This window comes from Embleya sp. NPDC001921 (genome assembly GCF_053594475.1).
Genome location: NZ_JBSFEO010000042.1, coordinates 33724 through 53619, shown reverse-complemented (window position 1 = coordinate 53619; position 19896 = coordinate 33724). Strand labels below are relative to the sequence as shown.

Genomic DNA, 19896 nt, shown 5'->3' with positions numbered 1-19896 from the left:
CGGCGGTGGCTGCGCCGCCCGCGTCCCCGCGCCTCGCCGTGCTCGCGTCCCGGGTGCGGTTCGAGGAGAAGAGCATCATGACCGCCCTCGACCGACGCGGGATCGCGTTCGAACACCTGGATCCCCGCGCGCTGTTCGTCGCGAGCGGCACGCCGTACACCGGTCCCCGGCTGGTCCTCAACCGCGAGGTCGGGCACTTCCGGGCCCTGTACGCGGCGAGCGCGCTCGAGTCGGCGGGCGTGACGGTGGTCAACAGCGCCGCCGCCACCCACGTCGCCGGCGACAAGTGGCACACCTCGGCGGCCCTGCTCCGGAACGGGCTGCCCACACCCAGGACCGCGCTGGCGATCACGCCCGACGCGGCCCTGGCCGCGCTCGAGGAGATCGGCTATCCGGCCGTGCTCAAACCGCTCGTCGGCTCCTGGGGCCGACTGGTCACCCGGGTCACCGATCCGGCGATGGCCGGCGCCGTACTCGAGCACATCGCCGCGCTCCCCTCCCCGCAGTCGCACGTGGTCTACGTGCAGGAGCAGGTCGCCAAGGCCGATCGCGACATCCGCGTCCTGGTCGTGGCCGGCCGAGCGCTCGGCGGCACGTATCGCCGGAGCACCGAGTGGCGCACCAACGTGGCGCGCGGCGCGGTGAGCGTACCCCTGCCGCCGAGCGCCGAACACGCCGAACTCGCGGTCGCCGCCGCGGCCGCCGTCGGCACGGAACTGGCCGGTGTCGATCTGATCGAGGACCTGGAGGGACGGCTCACCGTGCTCGAAGTCAACGACCGGGTGGAGTTCACCGGACTACAGGGCGCCCACGGCCGCGACATCGACGTGGCCGGCGCCATCGCGGACCTGCTCGCCGCCGGGGTGCGGGCGTGATCCGGGTCGGGGTCGTCGGGGCGGCCGGCTACATCGGCGGCGAGCTGCTGCGGCTGCTCACCGTGCACCCCGGGGTCGAACTCGCCGCCGCCACCTCGCGCACCCTGCGCGGCCGGCGGATCGACGGCGTGCACCCCAACCTGCGCGGGCGGACCGAGCTCGACTTCTGCTCCGAGGAGCAACTGGACTTCTACGACGCCTTGTTCCTGGCCACACCGCACCGCGAGACGATGCGCCGGATGCCGGAGTTCCTGGAGCTCGCGGACACCGTGATCGATCTGTCCGGGGACTTCCGCCTGCACGACAAGGACGTGTACGCCGACTACTACGGCGTCTCGCACACGGCGCCGGACCTGCTGGAGACGTTCGTGCCGGGACTGCCCGAGTTCCACCGCAGGCGACTGCGCACCGCGCGGCGGATCAGCGTGCCGGGCTGCATGGCCACCGCCGGGATCCTCTCGCTGGTCCCGCTCGCCGAGGCCGGACTGATCCGCGGCGAGGTCACCATCGACGCCCGGACCGGCTCCAGCGGCTCCGGCGCCAAGGCCGGTCCGGAGAACCTGCACGCCGAACGCAGCGGCGCACTACGGGTCTTCGCTCCCACCCGGCATCGGCACGAAGCGGAGATCGCGCAGGCCGCCGGGCTCTCGGTACGGATGACCGCGACCGGGATCGAGGCGATTCGCGGCGTGCAACTCGTGGGCCGGGCCCACCTGGTGCCGGGCGCGGACGAGCGCCGGGTCCGCGCCGCCTACCGCTCCCGCTACGCCGCCGAACCCTTCGTGCGCGTGGTCGCCCACCGGCGCGGCATGCACCGCTTTCCCGAGGCCAAGATCCTGGCCGGCTCGAACTTCTGCGACGTCGGTTTCGCGCTCGATCGCGGTTCGAGCCATCTCACCGTGATCGCCGCCCTGGACAACCTGGTCAAGGGCGGCGCGGGCAACGCGGTCCAGTGCCTGAACGTCCGGTTCGACATGCCCGAGCGGCTGGGTCTGGAGTTCACCGGGCTGCACCCGAACTGATCCGGAATCAGCGATATCGCGCACCAGCCACACCGACCCAGGCGAAAGGAGCCAGCGATGAGCAGCAGTCCCACGATCCTGCCCGGTCCCGTCCCGCCGGGCCGGCGCGATCGGCCGCACCCGGCCGGCGAACCGGGCCCGAAAGCCGACCCGACCGGGGCCACCGGCCGGATCCGCGAACACATCGTGGACATGTGCGCCGGCCCCGAGGGCGGCCACCTGGGCGGCTCGATGTCGCTGGTCGAGGTGCTCGCCACGTTGTACCTGCGGGTGCTGCGGATCGACCCCCGTTTCCCGCAGGCGCCGGACCGCGACATCCTGCTGCTGAGCAAGGGCCACGGCGGCATCGGCCTGTACGCGACGTTGTGCGAGGCCGGCTTCTTCCCCGAGGAACGGCTCGCCGAGTACGCGCGGCCCGGCAGCCCGTTCATGGCCCACCCGCATCCGGGGATCCCCGGCGTGGAGATGCCGTCGGGTTCGCTGGGGCACGGCCTGGCCCTGGGCGTCGGCTTCGCGCTCGCGCACCGGCTCGACGGGGGCGGGCGCCGCTGCTTCGTGGTGATGGGCGACGGCGAGTTGGAGGAGGGCTCGGTGTGGGAGGCCGCCGCCGTGGCGGGCAACCACGGCCTGGACCGGCTGACCGCGATCATCGACCGCAACGGCCTGCAGATCACCGGCGGGACCGAGTCGGTCGGCGGTCTGGAACCGCTGGCGGACCGCTGGCGCGCGTTCGGCTGGCACGTACACGAGGTGGACGGCCACGACATGGACGCGCTCACCCGCGTGCTCACCGCGCCGCCGGTTCCGCACCGACCCACCCTCGTGCTCGCGCACACGGTCAAGGGCAAGGGCATCCCGTTCGTCGAGGGCCGGACCCGCAGCCACTACGCCCGGCTGGGCGAGCGGCAACAGCGGCGCGCCCACGCGGCGTTGCGCGCGCAGAACCCCGGGGAGAGCCGATGAGCACCGCCACCACCGCCGAACCGACGCCGAACCCGACCGCGGCGGCCGAGCCCCGATCCTCGCGTGAGGTCTACCGCGACATCGTGGCCGAACTGCTGCCCGGCGACGAGCGCCTGGTCTGCCTGGACACCGACACCGGTCTGTTCACCGGCGTCGACTTCGGCACCGGAGGAGACCGCTACCTGAATCTGGGCATCGCCGAACACACCCTGATGGGCGCCGCCGCGGGGCTGGCCCGCGAGGGCCGGATGCCGTTGGTGAACACGATGGCGGCGTTCGCCGCGTCCCGGGCGCTGGAGGCCGTCAAGATCGACATCGCCCTGAACAACCTGCCGGTACGCATCGCCGCGACCCACTCCGGCGTGTCGGCGGGCCACCTGGGCCCCACCCATCACGGTCTGGAGGACCTGGCCGTGATGCGCACCCTGCCGAACATGACCGTCGTGGTGCCCGCCGACGCGGCCGGCACCGACACACTCTTTCGCCAGGCACTCGCGCTACCCGGACCGGTCTACTTCCGGATGGGCCGCAACGCCACGCCCGACCTGCCCGCCGGGCCGCCCCTGGAACTGGGCCGGGCGCAGCGGCTGCGCCCGGGCACCGACATCACCATCGCCGCGTGCGGCCCGTACCCGGTGCTCGCCGCCCTGGCCGCGGCCGACGAGTTGGCCGGCGAGGGCATCTCGGCCGGCGTCCTGCACGTGCACACGGTCAAACCGCTGGACACCGCCGCCCTCGCCGCGGCGGTCGGCCCCGGCGGCACGGTGATCACGGTCGAGGAGCACTGGCGCACCGCCGGCTTCGGCTCCGCCGTCGCCGAGGCGCTGACCGAACTCGTGCCGGTGCGGGTGCGTCGGGTGGCGATGCCGGACGCGTTCGTGTCGGTCGCGGGCGGCCAGCGCTATCTGGTCGAGCGCGGCGGCGTCACCGCCCGCGCCATCGCCGCGTACGCCCGCTCGGCCGTCGACCCGACCCGAAAGGACCTGTGATGACCGGCTCGTACCGAGCGAACGGATGGTGGCGCGAGGAGACCCTCCTGGCCGACCTGCGGCGCGCGGTGGCCCGCCATCCCGACAAGGACGCCCTCGTCTGCTATCAGGACGACACCGTCGTGACCCTCACCTACGCCGAACTCTCGCACCGGGTCGACCGGTTCGCCGCCAACCTGATCCGTCTGGGCGTGTGTCCGGGCGATGTGGTCACCCTGCACCTGCCCAACTCGTGGCAGTTGGTGGCACTGTGCCTGGCCTGCGCGCGGATGGGCGCGGTGGCCGGCCCGGTCGTCCCGGTCATGCGCCGGCGCGAGGTGGAGTTCATGACCGGCCTGACCGAGAGCCCGCTCTACATCGCGGCGGCCGAGTTCCGCGGCTTCTCCTACGCCCGGATGAGCGCGGAGGTGGCGCGGAACGTGCCCACCCTGCGCCGGCGCGTGCTGCTCGGCGGGGACGGCGACGAAACCGCCGACGGGGCCCTGGACTTCGACCGCGAACTGGTGGAGCGCGAGCCCACGACGGCCGAACTGGCCGCCTTGGACCAACTGGAGGCGGGCCCCGACGACGCCGCACAGGTGATGTTCACCTCGGGCACCACCGGCGAGCCCAAGGGCGTCGTACACAGTCACAACACGCTCTACGCGATGAACAAGGCGCAGGCCGACGTGCTCGGGCTCTCCCCCGACGAGGTCACCGCGATGGGCTCGCCGACCTCCCACCAGGCGGGCTACACCTGGAACTTCGTGATGCCCCTGCTGCTGGGAGCGACCGCCGTCCAGGTGGACGCGTGGGATCCGGCGCTGATGTTGCGCGTGCTGGAGGAGCGGCGGGTCACCTTCTTCATGGGCGCGCCCACCTTCCTCTCCGACCTGATCGACGCGCAGCGCGGCTCTCCCCGGGACCTGTCCGCGCTCACCACGTTCGCCACCGGCAGCGCGCCGATCGCGCCGATGCTGGTCGAGGACGCGCGCGAGATCCTGGGCTGCCGGTTGTACGCGCTGTGGGGCATGACCGAGAACGGCTGTGTCACCATCACCCGTCCCGAGCAGCCCGCCCTGCGCGCCGCCGAGAGCGACGGCACGGCGGTGCCGGGGATGCGGGTGCGCGTCGTCGACCGCGACCACGGCGGGCCCGTGGCCGCCGGGGAGTCCGGGCTGCTCCAGGTACGCGGTGCCGCGCAGTGTCTGGGCTACTTCCGCCGCCCCGAGGTGTACGCGGCGTCGGTCACCGAGGACGGCTGGTTCGACACCGGCGACCTGGCCCGTTCCGACGGACACGGCGGCATCCGGATCACCGGGCGGGTCAAGGACCTGATCATGCGCGGCGCGGAGAACATCCCGGTGGTCGAGGTGGAGGCCGCGCTGCTGCGCCATCACGCGATCAAGGACGTGGCGATCGTCGGCTACCCGGACGCCCGGCTGGGCGAGCGCGCGTGCGCGGTCGTGGTCCCGGCGGGGCCCGCGCCCACGCTCGCCGACCTGCAGACCCACCTCGCCGGCCTGGACATGGCCAAGCGCTACTGGCCCGAGCGGGTGGAGATCGTGACCGCCCTGCCCCGGACGCCGTCCGGGAAGGTGCGGAAGTTCGCCCTGCGCGACCGGTTCCAGGAAGCCTGAGGAGGGGCCATGGATTTCACCTTCACCGCCGAACAGAACGAACTCGCGGAGCATGTGCGAAAGTTCGCCGACTCCCGGATCGCCCCGCACGCCCGGCAGAGCGACGCGCGGGGCGACTATCGGCCCGGCCTGCTCGCCGAGATGGGCGCCGAGGGCCTGTTCGGCCTGCGCATCCCGAGGGAGTACGGCGGAAGAGAGCTGGACGCGACGAGCGCGGGCATCGCACTGGCCGAACTGGCCGCGGCCGACCTGTCGGTGTGCTTCCCGGTGCTCAACGCGGCGCTGGTGGGCGGTGTCCTGGCCGCGAACGGTACGCCCGGGCAGCTCGCCGAGTGGTTGCCGCCGATCGCCGCCGGCGACACGATCGTGGCCCTCGCCCTGACCGAGCCCGCGCACGGCACCGACGCGGCGAACATCGGGATGTGCGCGGAAGCCACCGGCGACGGCTGGGTGCTCTCCGGCGAGAAGACCTCGATCATGGCCGCGATGTACGCCACCCACGCGCTGGTCTTCGCGCGCACCGGCGGGGCGGGCGCGCACGGCGTCACCGCCTTCTACGTGCGGCTCGACGAAGCGCACGTGACCCGCGAACAGCTCGACGACCTGGGCTGCCGGGCCGGTGGCCGCGGTCGGCTGCTCCTGGACCGGTTGCCGGTGGGTGCGCGAGACGTGGTCGGCACACCGGGCCGCGGCTTCGTCGAGGTGATGCGCGGCTTCGGCGTCTCCCGGGCGCTGATCTCGCTGATGGCGATCGCGGTCGGGCAGGCCGCACTCGACGAGGCGATCGGGCACGCCGGGCGACGCGAGGCGTTCGGGCAGCCGATCGGCCGGTTCCAGTCGGTGGCCTTCGCCCTGGTCGAGCACGCGACGATGGTGCGTGCCGCGCGCCTGGTCGCCTACGAGGCGCTGGCGCTGGCGGACGCCGGCGAGGATCCGCGGATCCCGGCGAACATGGCCAAGTGGTGGGCCCCCAAGGCCGCGATGGACGCCGTGCACCAGGCGCTGCTGACCTTCGGCCAACTCGGCTGGACCGAGGACGGCCCGATCGCCCGCAGGCTCCGCGACGTGATCGGCCTGCAACTCGCCGACGGCACCGCCGCCGCCACCAAACTCGTGGTGGCCCGCAAACTCCTGGGCCGCACCGCCGCGCCGTGAGGCGACAAGAGGCCGCCATGCGACGGCCGGCGACGGCCGGCGACGGCCGGCGACAACCGGGGGACGCAGCCGCGAGACACGGGGACGCCTGAGACCCGGCCCTCGAAGGCCGAACACGCGGCCGGGTCACCTTCGGGGGTCGCACTCCGGGCTCACTCCCCGGACGAACCGGCGTTCGAGGCCGCCCGCGTCCCCCGGTAGGTGGCCATCTTGGCCCGCGTGCCGCATACCGCCATCGAGCACCAACGGCTGCCCCGGTTGCGCGAGCGATCGTAGAAGGCCCATTCACAGCGGTGTTCGCTGCACGACTTCAGCCGCGGCCAGGTGCCGTCGAGCCGTGCCTCCACGGTGGCCGCCAGCACCGTGGCCCATACGCCGGGCAATTCCGTCCGCGTCGGACGGAGCAGCGGATCCGGCCCGCCGCCGTCGAATCCGACGACCAGCGGGCATTCCCGCGCGACCTGTTCCAGGGCCCGCCGGGCCCGCTCGTCGGTCGGCGCGCCGTTGTTCTCGCGCAGGAGCCCCCGCAGCGCCTCGCGCAGCGTGATCGTGCGCGCGAGGTCGAGGTCGAGGTCGTCCGGCGCGGTCGCCGGTGCGGCGAAGCCGTTGCGCGCCAGCCAGCGGTTCAGGCCCTCGACCGAGGCGAACTCGTCCGGACCGAACTCGACGTTGACGCTGTTCACGAATGCCTGCACCAGCGCGAGTCCGCCCGGTGCGACGGCCCGGTCTCCCGGCTGTCGGATGTCGCGTTGCGACTGCATGCCGTCCATGCTACCGGTGTCTCCATTTCACTGGTAGTTCCCCGCTCGCCCGTGCTCGCGGCCGGGCGAACCGAGCGCACGATCGACCATCACCCCCGCGCCCCCGGTGTACCCCGCCGGGTCCAGGAGTTCCGCCAGGCGCTCGGCGGAGATCCGCGCCGTGACCTCCGGCTCGCCGGCCAGCACTTCGGCCAACGACCGCCCGGTCCGCACCGCGCTCGCGGACGCCGCGGCCGTCAGCGCCTTGGCCCGGTCCCGCCCGAGCGCGGGGGTCAGGATCGCCGCGAGCCGCTCGGTGACCATGTGGCCGCCGGTCGACTCCAGGTTGGCGCGCATGCGTTCGGGATGGACGACCAGGCCCTCGGCGAGCTCGACGGCCGTGTGCGCGGCGCCACCCGCCAGCCGCAGGCCTTCCCGCAGCAACAGCCATTCGGCGTGCCACGCGCCCGCCGAGCGCTCGTCCTCGGCGACCGAACACCCGGACAACGCCGCCGCGATCGCCGGCACCTGAAGCGCCGCGCTGCGAATCAGCGTGGACAACACCGGATTGTGCTTGTGCGGCATCGCCGACGATCCGCCGCGGCCTGCCACGTCGGGTTCGGCGACCTCGCCCACCTCGGTCCGCGCCAACACCTGCACATCCACCGCGATCTTGCCCAGCACGCCGGTGGTACCCGCCAGCACGGCGGCCAGGTCGGCCATCGGGGTGCGCAGCGCGTGCCACGGCAACGGCGTTCGGGCCAGGCCGGTTTCGGCGGCGAACGCGTCGACCAGCACCTCGATGTAGGCGCCCGGGTCGAGCCCTTCGGCCGAGTCGTCGAGGAGCGAGTCGTCGAGGGTGGAGTCGTCGTGGACCGAATCGTCGTGGACCGAATCGTCGAGGACCGAGCCGTCGAGGGTCGCGTACGCGAGCCCCGCGTATTCGAGATAGCCCGCCAGCGTGCCGGCCGCGCCGCCGATCGACACCGGCAGGCCGTCCGCGAGCACCGCGTCGATGCGTCGTCGGGCGTCCAGAACCGACTGTCGCCAACCCGCCGCCTTGAGGCCGAAGGTGGTGGGCACCGCGTGCAGGGTCAGGGTGCGCCCGGCCAACACGGTGTCCCTGTGCCGCTCGGCGAGTGCCCCGAGCGCGTCGGCGATCCGGGTCAGGTCGGCCCGTACGATGCCCAGGGCCCGCGCGGCGATCAACATCGCGCCGGTGTCCAGGATGTCCTGGCTGGTCGAGCCGCGGTGCACGAACTCGGCCGCCGCCGGGTCCCGTTCGGCCACCGCCCGGGTGAGCGCGGCGACCAGCGCGACCACCGGATTGGCACTCTCCCGGGCGGCCAGGGCCACCTCGCGCAGATCGAAGCGCTCGGCCCGGGCCGTCGCGGTGATGGTCTCGGCGGCGGCTCGCGGCAGGGTGCCCAGCCGCGCCTGGGCCCGGGCGAGCGCGGCCTCCGCGTCGAGCATGGCCTGGAGCCAGGCCCGATCGCACACGGCCGCCTCCACCGGCGTTCCGACCCGGACCGGGGACAGCAGCCCCGCGTCCTGCTCGATGCCCGGGCGATCGCCCACCCGTTGGTCGAGGTCCGGGCGATCGCCCGCCCGTTGGTCGAGGTCCGGGCGATCGCCCGCCCGTTGGTCGCGTGCGTGCGGGATCGCGGTCACACGATCACTCCGTTCGGGGTGATTTCCGGGTCGGTCGACAACACCGGACGCACGTTCGCCGGCGTTCGGGAGGCGGCGGGCAGCGCGAGGACCGCGCGGGCGATCGCGTCCGAGTCGGCGAGCGTGACCGAGTCCACGCCGGGGCGGATCCCCGCAGCGGTGACCCAGTGCACCGATTCGGTCGGCACACCGTAGGCGAATCGGCGCGGATGCGGCCGGTCCCGCCCGTCGATCAGCCGGTACGGCCGCTCGGTCACCGCCAGCCCGCCGGTCTCGTAGTCCTCGCCGCCGACGCCGCGGATCCGGTACGGCGCGGCCTGGTCGGTGTTCAGCAGGTGGCGCAGCAGCGGGTCCTCGGTCCGGCGCAGGTCCGGCTCGGGCAGCCGGGCCTCGATCAACACCGCGGCGCGTACCGGCGGGCCCGGCACCACGGTGGAGGCGGCCACGAACGCCGGTTCGGCCACGTCCAGGCAGATCCGGGTGCCGGGCCCGGTCAGGGTCAGCACGCCGGCCTCGATCAGCGCGATCATCTGCTCGATCCGCACGGCCGGCGGGCCGATCGACAGGAAGCCGTTGAGTGGCGTGTACCACCCCTCCAGGTCGTCCCGGTGCGAGTCGCCGGTCAGGCCGCCGTGATCCACCGCGAGCCGGATCTCGTTGCGCAGGTCCCGCAGGACGTCCAGCGCGGCCTTGAGCGGGCCGTCCACGTTCCCCTCGCGGGCCGCCGCGACGTCCCGTTCCAGGTACTCCACCAGCCACCGGCTGAACTCCGCCCGGCTCGCGAACTCCCGCTCACCGTAGGGCCGGGAGATCGCCGACCAGTCCCAGTGCGCGGCCCGCTCGATGCCGTACGCGAGGGCCAGGTCGGCACACTCGTCGTCCGAACGCGCCGCCAGGTACGCCCGGGTGAACGCCGCGCATTCGGCCTCCCGGCGGCCTCGCCGGCGCAACAGCGCCGCGTAGTAAACGCTTTCCACCTCTCGGACGATCAACGGCCACAGGTCGTCGGTGAAGTCGACCGGCCGCCCCTCCCGGGCGCGCCGCCGCAGGCCCTCGACGTACTCGGGCGTCAGCAGCCGCGGAACGTGCCGCCCGTGCGCGCCCTTCTGGTTCTCGCCACGCGCGTGGTAGGGCACGCCGCGCCTGGAACTCGCGTACAACGCCGGCTCGTTGCCCGACGGGTGATACACCGTCCGCCCGTCCTCGGCACGGCCGAAGCGGCCTCCCCTGCCGCTGGTGAACAGGGCCATGTGGTCGAAGAAGTTGAGCCCCAGGCCGCGCAACAACACGTTCTCGCCGGGCCGGACCCGATCCAGGTCCAGGTCCGCCGGGTTGGCCGGGGTGATGTAGGTCAGGTGGTGGATCCGGGCCAGGCTCGCGGTGCGCGCCTCGCGCGCGGACAGCCGGGCCGGCAGGTGGCCCAGGGCCAGCACCACCGCGTCCAACTCGTGCAGTCGGGTGCCGTCCGCCAGCCGCACCCCTTGCGGGCCGCCGGGTATGCCGTGCGTGTCCGCCAGCGCCACCGCGCGCGAGCGGTGCACCCGCACCGCGACACGCGCCGGCGCGCGGGCCACCACCCGCTCGAACGCGTCGTGCAGGTAGCGGCCGTAGAACGCCCGTGTGGGGTAGTCGTCGGGGCCCAGCGCGCGGGCCTCGGCGAGGATCTCCGCACTGTGGTCGCCCGCTTCGCCCGCGGTCGCCACCGACCGCGCCCACGCGTACAGGCTCGGCCCGGGCACGATCGGCCCCTCGATCCGCGAACTCGCGTCGGTGTACACGGTGATCTGCGCCGCGACGGTGTTCATCAGCAGGTGCCGGGACTGCTCCGAACGCCAGACCGCGCCGGCCCCCGGCGAGGCGGGGTCGACCACGTGGATCGTGACCCGCGGATGCGTGGGCGCGGCGCGTTCGTTGGCGCACAGGCGCTCCAGGACGGAGAGCCCGCGCGGCCCCGCGCCCACGACGCAGACCCGGATCGGGCCGGGGGCGCTCATGCCGCCGCCTCCTCGGCGCCCGGCCCGCCGACCCGGAAGCCGTGCATCCAGGCCACGTGGTCGTGCAGTCGATCGGCCGACATCGCGCCGAGCAGCGCGTTCCGGGTCTCGGCGGCGGCGCCCGCGGGATGCCACAGGCGGATGCTGTCCCGCGCGGCGAGCGTGATCCGGGTGGTCCGCTCGTGCCGCGCGTCGCGGTACCCGACCAGGCGCCGCGGCAGTTCCTCGGCACGCGCACCGGCCAGTCGCGCGCCGAGCACGACGGCGTCCTCCAGGGCCTGACACGCGCCCTGCGCCGCGTAGTGCAGCATCGGGTGGGCCGCGTCGCCCAGCAGCGCGACCCGGCCGTCGGTCCACCGGGACACCGGGTCGCGGTCGACCAGCATCCAGGTCTTCCAGTCCGCGCCGAGTTCGAGCAGTTTTTGTGCGGTGCCGCCCAGGGTGGCGAGTTCGCCCAGCACCCGGTCCCGGTGCACGCCCTCGCCGGCGACCGCCTCGGTGCCGCCGTCCGCGCGGCTGGCCGCGAGGTTGAGGAAACGACCGCCGGCGATCGGGTAGTGCACGAAGTGGCAGCCGGGTCCGGCCCACCACACCACCGACCGGTCGAAGCGCAGCGCGTCGGGCACCCGCTCCATCGGGATCACCGCCCGGTACACGCTGATCCCGGAGATCCGCGGCTCGCCGTCGCCGACCAGCCGGGCCCTGATCGCGGAGTGGATCCCGTCCGCGCCGATCAGTACGTCGCCGGTGATCCCGGTGCCGTCCGCGAGCAGGGCCGTCGCGCTCGTGGCGTCCCGGGCGTAGTCGACGACCCGCGCGCCGGCGTACAGCGACACGGCGTCGGCGGCCAGGCACGCGTCGAGCAGCGCCCGGTGCAGTTCCGCGCGATGCACGACGACGTAGGGTCCGGCGAAGCGGCGCCGGTACCGCTCGGTCAGCGGCAGGCTCGCCACGTGCGCGCCGGTGACGCCGTCCATGAAGCGCAGTTCGGCCATCCGCACCGCCGCCGCGCGCACCGCCGCGCCCACGCCCAGGACGTCCAGGGCGTGCAGTCCGTTGGGGGCCAGTTGGATGCCGGCGCCGATCTCGGCGAACTCGTCCGCGCGTTCGAGCACGACCGCGTGGTGTCCGCGGGCGGCCACCGCGAGCGCGGTGGCCAGCCCGCCGATCCCGCCGCCCGCGACGATGACCTCGGCCATCACGCACCCCGATCCTCGTCCTGGAGCCGGCGCGCCAACTCGAGGCGTTTGATCTTGGTGGTCGCGGTCTGCGGTAGGTCCTCGATCCGGCGCTGGACCGGATCGGCCATCTCCGGCAGTTCGGCGGTGGCCGCGCGCCAGGCGTCCCGGTCGATGGGACGGTCGTCCCTGGTGCACACCACCGGGACGGCGGTGCCGTCGGCGCCGGGCACGATGACCACCTCGGCGAGCTCGTCCAGCTTGTCGAACAGCGCGTCCTCGGCGGCCAGCGTCGAACCGAAGCCCTCGATCAGGTCGACCTCCCGATCCAGCAGGTGAATGCAGCCCCACCTGGTGCGGTATCCGACGTCGCCCATCCGCCACCAGCCGTCGGCGGACACCTGCGCGTCGTAGCGGTCCTGTTCGCCGAGATAGGTGAGGACTCGTCCGTCGCTCTTGACCTCGATGAAGCCGGGGTGTTCGGCGGACGGCGGACGGCCGGCCCGACCGACCACCCGGGCGGCGGTCATCCCGGGGAAGGGTCGACCCACGCAGCGACCGTCGGCGTCCGGGGCCCGGCCCCGGGTGAAGGCGCGCACCACGGCCGGTCCGACCTCGCTCTGGCCGTACAACTGGCCGAACAGCGGCGCGCGGCGCCGGGTGGCGGCCAGCAGTCGGTGCACGGTGCGCGGGTGGATCGCGTCGAAGGTGGAGCTGAACAGCTTGACTCCGGCCAGCGGTTCGCGCGGGTCGTCGGCCAACTCCTCCCACTCCATGAAGGTGTTGGGGTGCGCCTCCAGGACCCCCGGCCGCAGCCGCGCGAACAGATCGGCGGCGCGTCGGGGATCGGAGTCGGCCAGCACGGCGATCGGGAAGCCGCGCAGCAGCGAGATGGCCAGCGCGGTGATCAGCCGGGAGTGCACGAACGACACGTGCAGCGCGATGGTCTCCCGGCGCCGCAGGATCGGCGCGACGATCGCGGCCTGCGGCCGGTAGCGGGCCTGGAGGCTGCGGCCGGTGTGTACGGCGAGCTTGGGTACTCCGGTGGTGCCCGAGGTATGGGTGATCAGCGTCGGCTCCTCGGCGGGCCGGGTCACCGCGGGCACCCGGGCCGCCCCGGCGAACGCGTCGAGGGCGGTGGCGTCCGGGTGTGTGCCGGTGGCCAGCAGCACCCGCGCGGTCTCCGCGAAGACCGCGCGGGGCAGCCCGTCGAGCTTGGCCCGGTCGGTGACCAGGAACGGCCGGTCGGTGCGCCGTACCAACTCGGCGACGGTCGCGCCGTCGAGCATCGGCGACAGCAGCACCGGCACCCCGCCGATGCGGGCGATCGCGCAGGCCAGGAGGGTGATGTCGAAGCCGTCGCACTTGTGCACCACGACCCGGTCGCCGGGTCGGATCCCGGCCGCGGCCAGCCGGGCCGCGAAGTCGTCGATCAGGTCGGCGACCTCCGGGATGGTCGCGCGCCGGCCCAGGTCGGGGGCGATGTCGAGGTCGTGGTCGAGGATCAGGACGTTGGCCGGGTGTCGGGCCGCCGCGCGTTCGAACAGCGTGCCCAGTCGGATGCCACGATTTCCGATGCGTTGCAAAAGCATGAGGTCAGACCTTCGTCAGGGGGGGTTCGGACGGGCCGACGACCGCGCGGGGTGCGAGATGGCGGGCGGTGGACCCGGTCGGCCGGGGGTCGGGGAGGGCGGGCGCCGGCGGCGGTTCAGTGCCGGAGGGCGGCGGAGCGCTCGACGACCCGCTTGACGCGTTCGAGGGTGACCGGCAGATCCGCGGCGAGTTTGGCGCCCCACTCGGCCAGGAAGCGCCGCTTCTCCGGCTCGTCCATCGCCGCGGTGATGCCGCGGATCCCCTCGGTGGCACGGCCCATCCGGAACCGGTGGGTCAGCACACAACCGCCGGCGGTTGGCTCGATGTGGTAGCCCCACACGCTGTCCTGCCGGACCCCGGCCGAGTCCCGCATCGCCCAGCCGAAGCCGCGCCCGGGCTCGGCGGTCACCACTTCGGATTCGGTGAACCAGGTGCCCCGGACCACCGGGGCCCAGCCGACCACGTCCTCGGCCCGCAGGTTCTCGCCGCGAAACACCGCGCCCACCGTGCCCGGTTCGCCGTGGATCCAGGTGCCGCCGACACACTCGGGACTCCACTCCGCGCTGCGCGGCAGATCGCTGACGACCGCGTAGACCTCGGCCGGGTCGGCCGCGATGTGCGTATGCGCGGACAGCAGGAACAGCGGCGCAGGCTCGCCGGCCTCGAAGGCCGCGAAGCTGGGTGCGTTGGTCATCTCCCGGTGCCCCTTTCGGTGTCGCTGGTATGGACGAGAGCACTGCTACCACTCATCACGTTATGGTGGTAACAGCGCGCCGACCACGCCCTGGCGATAAGACGTCCTTCTCGAATCGCGAAGCCACGCGCGTCCGCCAACGGGCGGGTCGCGCAGGGGGATTCACCGCGCCGATGCCAGACTCCGATACATGCGCGCTGCCTACCTCGAACGGCTCGGCCCGCCGTCGGAGATCCGTTTCGGAGAGCTGCCCGACCCCTCCCCCGGCCCCTGCGACGTGCTCGTCGACGTATGGGCGGGCACGGTCAATCCGGTCGACACCTTCGTGCGCTCCGGGCGGTTCGCCACTCCCGTGGCGTTCCCGTTCGTGATCGGCCGCGATCTGGTCGGCCGGGTCGCCCGGGCCGGCCCGGGTGCGCCCGGCTTCGCCGTCGGCGACCCGGTCTGGAGCAACAGCCTGGGCCACGGCGGCCGGCAGGGCGCGGCGGCCGAACGGGCGGTGGTCGCCGCCGACCGGCTCTACCGACTCCCGCCGGGCGTGGATCCGTACGCGGCGGTGGCGGTGCTGCACCCCGCCGCCACCGCCCACCTGGCGCTGTTCGCGCACGGCGGTCTGCGCCCCGGCGACACCGTGCTGATCGCGGGCGCCGCCGGAAACGTCGGCAGCGCACTGGTCACACTGGCCGCCGAGGCGGGCGCCCGGATCCTGGCCACCGCCTCGGCTCGGGACGCCCGATACTGCCGCGAACTGGGCGCCGAGACCGTCTGCGACTACCGCGACCCCGAGCTGACCCGACACCTCGCCGAGGCCGCCCCCAACGGCGTGGACCTGTATCTGGACACCTCCGGCCGCAACGACCTGGCGGCGGCGGTCCACCTTCTCGCCCGACGCGGCCGGATCGTCCTGCTCGCGGGCGCGGGGCCGGGCGCCGCACCGGTGCTGCCCGCGAGCGAGCTCTACATGAAGGACGGCTCGATCCGCGGTTTCGTGATCTCGTACGCCGGCGTCGACGAACTCGCCGCCGCCGCGGGCACGATCAACCGCCTGCTGGGCACCGGCCGGCTGCGCCCGCGCGCGATGGAGATCCTGCCGTTGTCCGCCGCCGCCGACGTGCATCGTCGAATGGAACGGCACGAGCTGCACGGCACAAGGGTGGTACTGCGCACCGACGACGCGCCCCGACCCGATTCGCCCGGTCCCGCCGGTTCCCACGCCCCGGCCGGTTTCCCGGGCCCGGCCGGTTCCCCCGGCCCGCCGATCGGTCCCGCCGGTCCCGCCCGGGAGTGACCCCGCACGATCCGCGGCGTTATCACCGTGTCGGACCGGTTTCGCCGAACACCGAGGGAGCACGGATGTTGCGAGGTTTGGCCCATGTCAGGTATCAGGCGGCCGACTTGGTTGCGGCCCGCCGCTGGTACACCGAATTGCTGGGCATCGAGCCCTACTTCGAACGCCCCGGGTATGTCGAGTTCCGGGTCGGCGACTTCCGACAGGAACTGGGTCTGGTGGACGCCCGCTACGTCTCGGACCTGGGCGCGCACGGCACGGCCGAGACCGGCGGTGCCGTCGTCAGTTGGCATGTCGAGGATCTGCCCGCCGCCCTGGACCGGTTGCTCGCCATGGGCGCGAAGGAGCACGAGCCGGCGCGCGACTTCGGCGAGGGATTCGTCGGCGCCTCGGTGATCGACCCGTTCGGGAACGTGCTCGGCGTCATGCACAACCCGAACTACCTGGACGTCCTGGCCGAGACCGGCAAGGCCTGAGACCGGCGCGACACGGCTCGTCGTCCCCGTGCACCACCGGGGACGACGGCCGCTCGCACGACGGGTCAACGCGCGCGGGCCGCCTCGATCACCGCGGCCATCCGGTCGATCGTGGGCTCGTGCAGCAGATCACCCAACTCGACGTCGACGGCGAACAGTTCGCGTACCTGCTCGGTCAGCCGAGCCCCGCGCAGCGAATCGCCGCCGAGTTCGAAGAAGTTGTCCCGTACGCCGATCCCATCGAGTTCGAGCACCTTCGTCCACATCTGCACGAGCGAGTGCTCGGTGTCGGTGCTCGGCTCCCGGTACGGGCTGTCCAGGTCCGGCCGCGAGCGCGGCGGTTCGGGCAGCGCGGCGCGGTCGATCTTGCCGTTGACCGATGTCGGCAGGCCGCCCACGACATACGCGGACGGCACCATGAACGCGGGCAGCTTCTCCCGCAGCGCCCGACGGATGTCCCGCACCGCCGGCGCCGGTTCGCCCTTCGGCTCGATGTACGCGGTCAGGCGCACGTCCCCGTCCGTGTCCCGATGCGCCAGGACCGCGACCTGGGCGACACCCGGCTGCCGCGCGGCGACCACCTCGATCTCGCCGAGTTGCACGGTGTTGCCCTGCACCTTGAGCTGGTTGTCCACCCGGCCGATGATCTCGATGCCGCCGTCCCGCCAGTACCGCGCCATGTCGCCGGTGCGGTAGAGCACCGGGTTCCGGTCCGGATCGATCGGGTTGGGCACCCACTTCCGCGCGGTCGCCTCGGGCCGGTTCAGGTAGCCGGCCGACAGGCTGTGGCCCGCGATGCACAGTTCGCCCACCACGCCCGGCGGCACCGGGGCGAGGTTCTCGTCCAGCACGTAGATCTTGACGTTCGGGATCGGCCGGCCGATCGGCGGCAGCCGGCGGGCCCGTCCCTCCGCCCCCAACTCGCGGCCCAGTGCGGTGATATCGCAGCCGGCTACGGTGGTCGCCTCGGCGGAGCCGTACAGGTTGATCAGGCGGAACGGCAGCCCGGCGGGCGGCCAGGACTGGATCCGCTCACCGCAGACCCTGATGTTCTCCAACGGGGTATCGGCGGGCCAGTCCAGGCTCCACAGCCGCTCGGCCATCGGCTTCATCAGCAGCGTCGTGGTGATCCGCTTGTCCAGGTACCAGTCCTGGAGCAACTGCGGGGAGGCCACCACCGATACATCGGGAATGTGCACCGTGCCGCCGGCCGCGAGCACCGGGAAACACTCGACCTCGACCATGCCGTAGCCGGGCGCGGCCAGCCAGGTGCCCTGGGTGTCGGCGTTCATCCCGGTCATCTCGCACATGCTGTGGATCTGATTGCGCGCCGCCCCGAACCGGACCAGAACCGCCTTCGGCGCGCCGGTGGAGCCGGAGGTGTAGCAGATGTGGATCAGGTCGTCGACGTCCACCGGCGCGCTCACCTCGGTGCTCGGCTCGGCATGCGGGTCGGCGTGCGGGTCGGCGACGTCGAGCGAGAGCACCGGGCAGTGTCCGGAGACCTTGTCCTCGTGCGCGGACAGCGTCACGACCGCGGCGGCCGAGGCGTCCTCGACCATGAAGCGCACCCGATCGGCGGGAAAGTCCGGGTCGAGCAGGATCGCCGCCGCCGCGAGCTTGAAGCACGCGAGTTGCGCGATCAGACTCTCCGCGCCGCGCGGGAAGCAGACCCCCACCCGGTCCCGCCGGCGAACACCGGTCGCGGCCAGGCGGTGCGCGAGTCGATTGGCCCGGTCGTCCAGTTCCCGATAGGTCAGCGCGGCGTCGGGCAGCGCGATCGCGATCGCCTCGGGGGTTCGGCGCGCGAAGTCCGCGACGATCTCGTGGAAGAACGGCTCGGGTACGTCCTGTTCGGTCCGGTTCCACTCGACCAGGATGCGCTGTCGCTCCTCCTCGCCCAGCAGTGGCAGGTCACGGACGAGCACGCCGTCGTCGGTGCTCAGCGCGCAGAGCACGCGGGCCAGATGCCGGCCGTACTGGGCTGCTGCCTCCTCGTCGAACTCGTCCTGGGAGAGCAGCAGTTCGTACGAGCCCCGGTCGACGGACAGGGTCAGCGCGGCGCGGGAGGCGAAGTCCCGCGCGGCCGCGTCGGCCACCATGCCGTGGCAGGGGCGACCTGCCGCCGGTTGTGCGGGCGGCGCGGCGGCGACGGCGGCGAGCAGTTCCGCCGCCGTCCCGTCGCCGGACACCCGCGGCTCGATGGTCTCGGTCGGCCCCCGACCGGTCCGGCGAGCGATCAGCAGATCGGTCTCGCCGGTGTATCGGTGGATCAGCGCCGCGAGCGCCGCCGACGCGTACCGCTCCGGATCCGACTTCGCCCGGTCGGGGGCGGCGATGGCGATCCGATGCACCGCTCCGGTGCGATCACCGTCGATGTGCCGGGCGAGCGGAAGTGCCGAACTCGTGGTCGTGGCCACCGGAATCGTCCTCTCGAATTCTCGGATGTCGGGATGTCGGGGTGCCCGCCGGGATGGTGGGATGCCGGGACGCCGGGTGCAAAGGTGTCGGAAAGCCGGAAGTCGGTCCGGTCCGGGGGCTCAGGCCACCATCACCGACGGATCCGCCGCGCGCCGGGCCGTCACCGCCTCCGCCAGGCGTTCGATCATCTGCATGGTCTGCTCCCAGCCCGCGCACGCGTCGGTGACGCTCTGGCCGTAGGCGAGGCCGTCGGTCCGGCCCAGGATCAGGTCCTGTCGGCCGCAGGCCAGGAAGCTCTCGATCATCATCCCGGCGACGCCGGACTCACCGTCGGCGATGCGTTCGGCGACGTCCTCGACCACGTTGCTCTGCTCCTCGTGGTCCTTGCCGCTGTTGCCGTGACTCGCGTCGATGACCAGCCGCCCGGGCAGTCCCGCCGCCTGCAACCGATCGAGCGTCTCGGCCACGTCGGGCGCGCTGTAGTTGGGGCCTTCGGTGCCGCCGCGCAGCACCACGTGGCAGTCGGGGTTGCCGCTGGTGGTCACCACCGCCGCCTGCCCGTCGTCGGTGATGCTCGGGAACACGTGGCTGTTCGAGGCGGTGACGATCGCGTCGATCGCGTCGCCCGTGCCGCCGGCGGTGGTGTTCTTGATCCCGACCGGCATGTCCAACCCGCTGGTGAGCTGGCGGTGCACCTGGCTCTGCACGGTGCGCGCACCGATCGAGGCCCACGAGACCGCGTCGGCGAAGTACCGGGCGATCATCGGGTCGAGGAACTCGCAGCCGATCGGCAGCCCGGTCCCCAGGATCCGCGCCATCAGCCCGCGCGCCATCCGCAGCCCGGTGTTCAGGTCGAACGACCCGTCCAGGCCGGGATCGCTGACCAGTCCCTTCCAGCCCATCCGGGTGCGCGGCTTCTCCACGTACACGCGCATGACGATCAGCAGTCGGTCCGCCACCCGCCGGGACACTTCCGCCAGGCGCTCGGCGTACACCAGCGCGGCCTCGGTGTCGTGGATCGAGCACGGACCGGTGACCAGGACCAGGCGATCGTCCTTGCCGTTCAGGATGCGCTTGACGTCCCGGCGGGCCGCCAGCACGGCCTTGCGGGTCTCGGGCGGGATCGGTATCTCCTTCCGCAGGGCGGTCGGCGACATGAGTCTGTCGACCGCGGTCACGCGGGAGTCGGGGTTGCGGCTGAGGCTCATGGCAAAGTTC

Annotated in this window: 16 protein-coding genes; 8 read left to right on the top strand and 8 right to left on the bottom strand. The window is 73.1% G+C overall.

The genetic code is table 11. The features are described from left to right. Positions 1–5 precede the first annotated feature (5 nt). The 6 genes from ACWCPW_RS37860 to ACWCPW_RS37835 are packed head-to-tail and all read left to right on the top strand — an operon-like array spanning position 6 to position 6623. Positions 6–875 carry a RimK family alpha-L-glutamate ligase gene (locus ACWCPW_RS37860; RefSeq protein WP_449766119.1) on the top strand — a complete coding sequence of 290 codons (870 nt, stop codon included), beginning with the start codon at positions 6–8 and terminating at the stop codon, positions 873–875. Beyond that, the gene (argC, locus tag ACWCPW_RS37855; protein ID WP_449766118.1) at positions 872–1897 is read left to right on the top strand and encodes an N-acetyl-gamma-glutamyl-phosphate reductase; all 1026 of its coding nucleotides are present in this window, start codon (positions 872–874) and stop codon (positions 1895–1897) included. Before ACWCPW_RS37860 ends, argC begins: the two co-directional genes overlap by 4 nt. 57 nt (positions 1898–1954) lie before the next feature. Further along, on the top strand, positions 1955–2860 hold the full coding sequence (locus ACWCPW_RS37850; RefSeq protein WP_449766117.1) for a transketolase: 906 nt from the start codon (positions 1955–1957) through the stop codon (positions 2858–2860). Then, the gene (locus ACWCPW_RS37845; RefSeq protein ID WP_449766116.1) at positions 2857–3849 is read left to right on the top strand and encodes a transketolase family protein; all 993 of its coding nucleotides are present in this window, start codon (positions 2857–2859) and stop codon (positions 3847–3849) included. The genes ACWCPW_RS37850 and ACWCPW_RS37845 overlap by 4 nt, the downstream gene beginning before the upstream one ends. Further along, a complete protein-coding gene (locus tag ACWCPW_RS37840; protein ID WP_449766115.1) occupies positions 3849–5468 on the top strand; it encodes an AMP-binding protein in 1620 nt (539 codons plus the stop codon). Before ACWCPW_RS37845 ends, ACWCPW_RS37840 begins: the two co-directional genes overlap by 1 nt. Before the next feature lie 9 nt (positions 5469–5477). Continuing rightward, positions 5478–6623, top strand: a complete 1146-nt coding sequence (locus tag ACWCPW_RS37835) for an acyl-CoA dehydrogenase family protein (protein WP_449766114.1) — start codon at positions 5478–5480, stop codon at positions 6621–6623. Between the two features lie 152 nt (positions 6624–6775). Here the strand turns inward: ACWCPW_RS37835 and ACWCPW_RS37830 are convergent, their stop codons facing one another. The 6 genes from ACWCPW_RS37830 to ACWCPW_RS37805 form a co-directional block, all read right to left on the bottom strand. Then, positions 6776–7384 carry a CGNR zinc finger domain-containing protein gene (locus ACWCPW_RS37830; protein ID WP_449766113.1) on the bottom strand — a complete coding sequence of 203 codons (609 nt, stop codon included), beginning with the start codon at positions 7382–7384 and terminating at the stop codon, positions 6776–6778. Between the two features lie 27 nt (positions 7385–7411). Then, complete coding sequence (locus ACWCPW_RS37825; protein WP_449766157.1) at positions 7412–8941, bottom strand: lyase family protein; 1530 nt, start codon at positions 8939–8941, stop codon at positions 7412–7414. 89 nt (positions 8942–9030) lie between these two features. Continuing rightward, positions 9031–11028: an FAD/NAD(P)-binding protein gene (locus ACWCPW_RS37820; protein WP_449766112.1), complete on the bottom strand. Its 1998-nt coding sequence runs from the start codon at positions 11026–11028 to the stop codon at positions 9031–9033. Continuing rightward, a complete protein-coding gene (locus tag ACWCPW_RS37815; RefSeq protein WP_449766111.1) occupies positions 11025–12227 on the bottom strand; it encodes an FAD-dependent monooxygenase in 1203 nt (400 codons plus the stop codon). Before ACWCPW_RS37815 ends, ACWCPW_RS37820 begins: the two co-directional genes overlap by 4 nt. Beyond that, positions 12227–13798, bottom strand: a complete 1572-nt coding sequence (locus tag ACWCPW_RS37810; RefSeq protein ID WP_449766110.1) for a class I adenylate-forming enzyme family protein — start codon at positions 13796–13798, stop codon at positions 12227–12229. Before ACWCPW_RS37810 ends, ACWCPW_RS37815 begins: the two co-directional genes overlap by 1 nt. Positions 13799–13914: 116 nt before the next feature. After that, positions 13915–14493: an SRPBCC family protein gene (locus ACWCPW_RS37805; protein ID WP_449766109.1), complete on the bottom strand. Its 579-nt coding sequence runs from the start codon at positions 14491–14493 to the stop codon at positions 13915–13917. Positions 14494–14683: 190 nt separating this feature from the next. Here ACWCPW_RS37805 and ACWCPW_RS37800 point away from each other — a divergent pair, with 190 nt between their 5' ends. Both ACWCPW_RS37800 and ACWCPW_RS37795 read left to right on the top strand, forming a co-directional pair. Continuing rightward, a complete protein-coding gene (locus tag ACWCPW_RS37800; RefSeq protein WP_449766108.1) occupies positions 14684–15781 on the top strand; it encodes an NADPH:quinone reductase in 1098 nt (365 codons plus the stop codon). A 65-nt stretch (positions 15782–15846) separates the two neighbouring features. Next, positions 15847–16257: a VOC family protein gene (locus tag ACWCPW_RS37795; RefSeq protein ID WP_449766107.1), complete on the top strand. Its 411-nt coding sequence runs from the start codon at positions 15847–15849 to the stop codon at positions 16255–16257. A gap of 65 nt (positions 16258–16322) precedes the next feature. On the opposite strand, the gene ACWCPW_RS37790 is transcribed toward ACWCPW_RS37795, so the two are convergent. Next, positions 16323–18677 carry an amino acid adenylation domain-containing protein gene (locus ACWCPW_RS37790; RefSeq protein WP_449766106.1) on the bottom strand — a complete coding sequence of 785 codons (2355 nt, stop codon included), beginning with the start codon at positions 18675–18677 and terminating at the stop codon, positions 16323–16325. A gap of 120 nt (positions 18678–18797) precedes the next feature. Continuing rightward, complete coding sequence (locus ACWCPW_RS37785; RefSeq protein WP_449766105.1) at positions 18798–19886, bottom strand: 3-deoxy-7-phosphoheptulonate synthase; 1089 nt, start codon at positions 19884–19886, stop codon at positions 18798–18800. Positions 19887–19896: the final 10 nt, after the last annotated feature.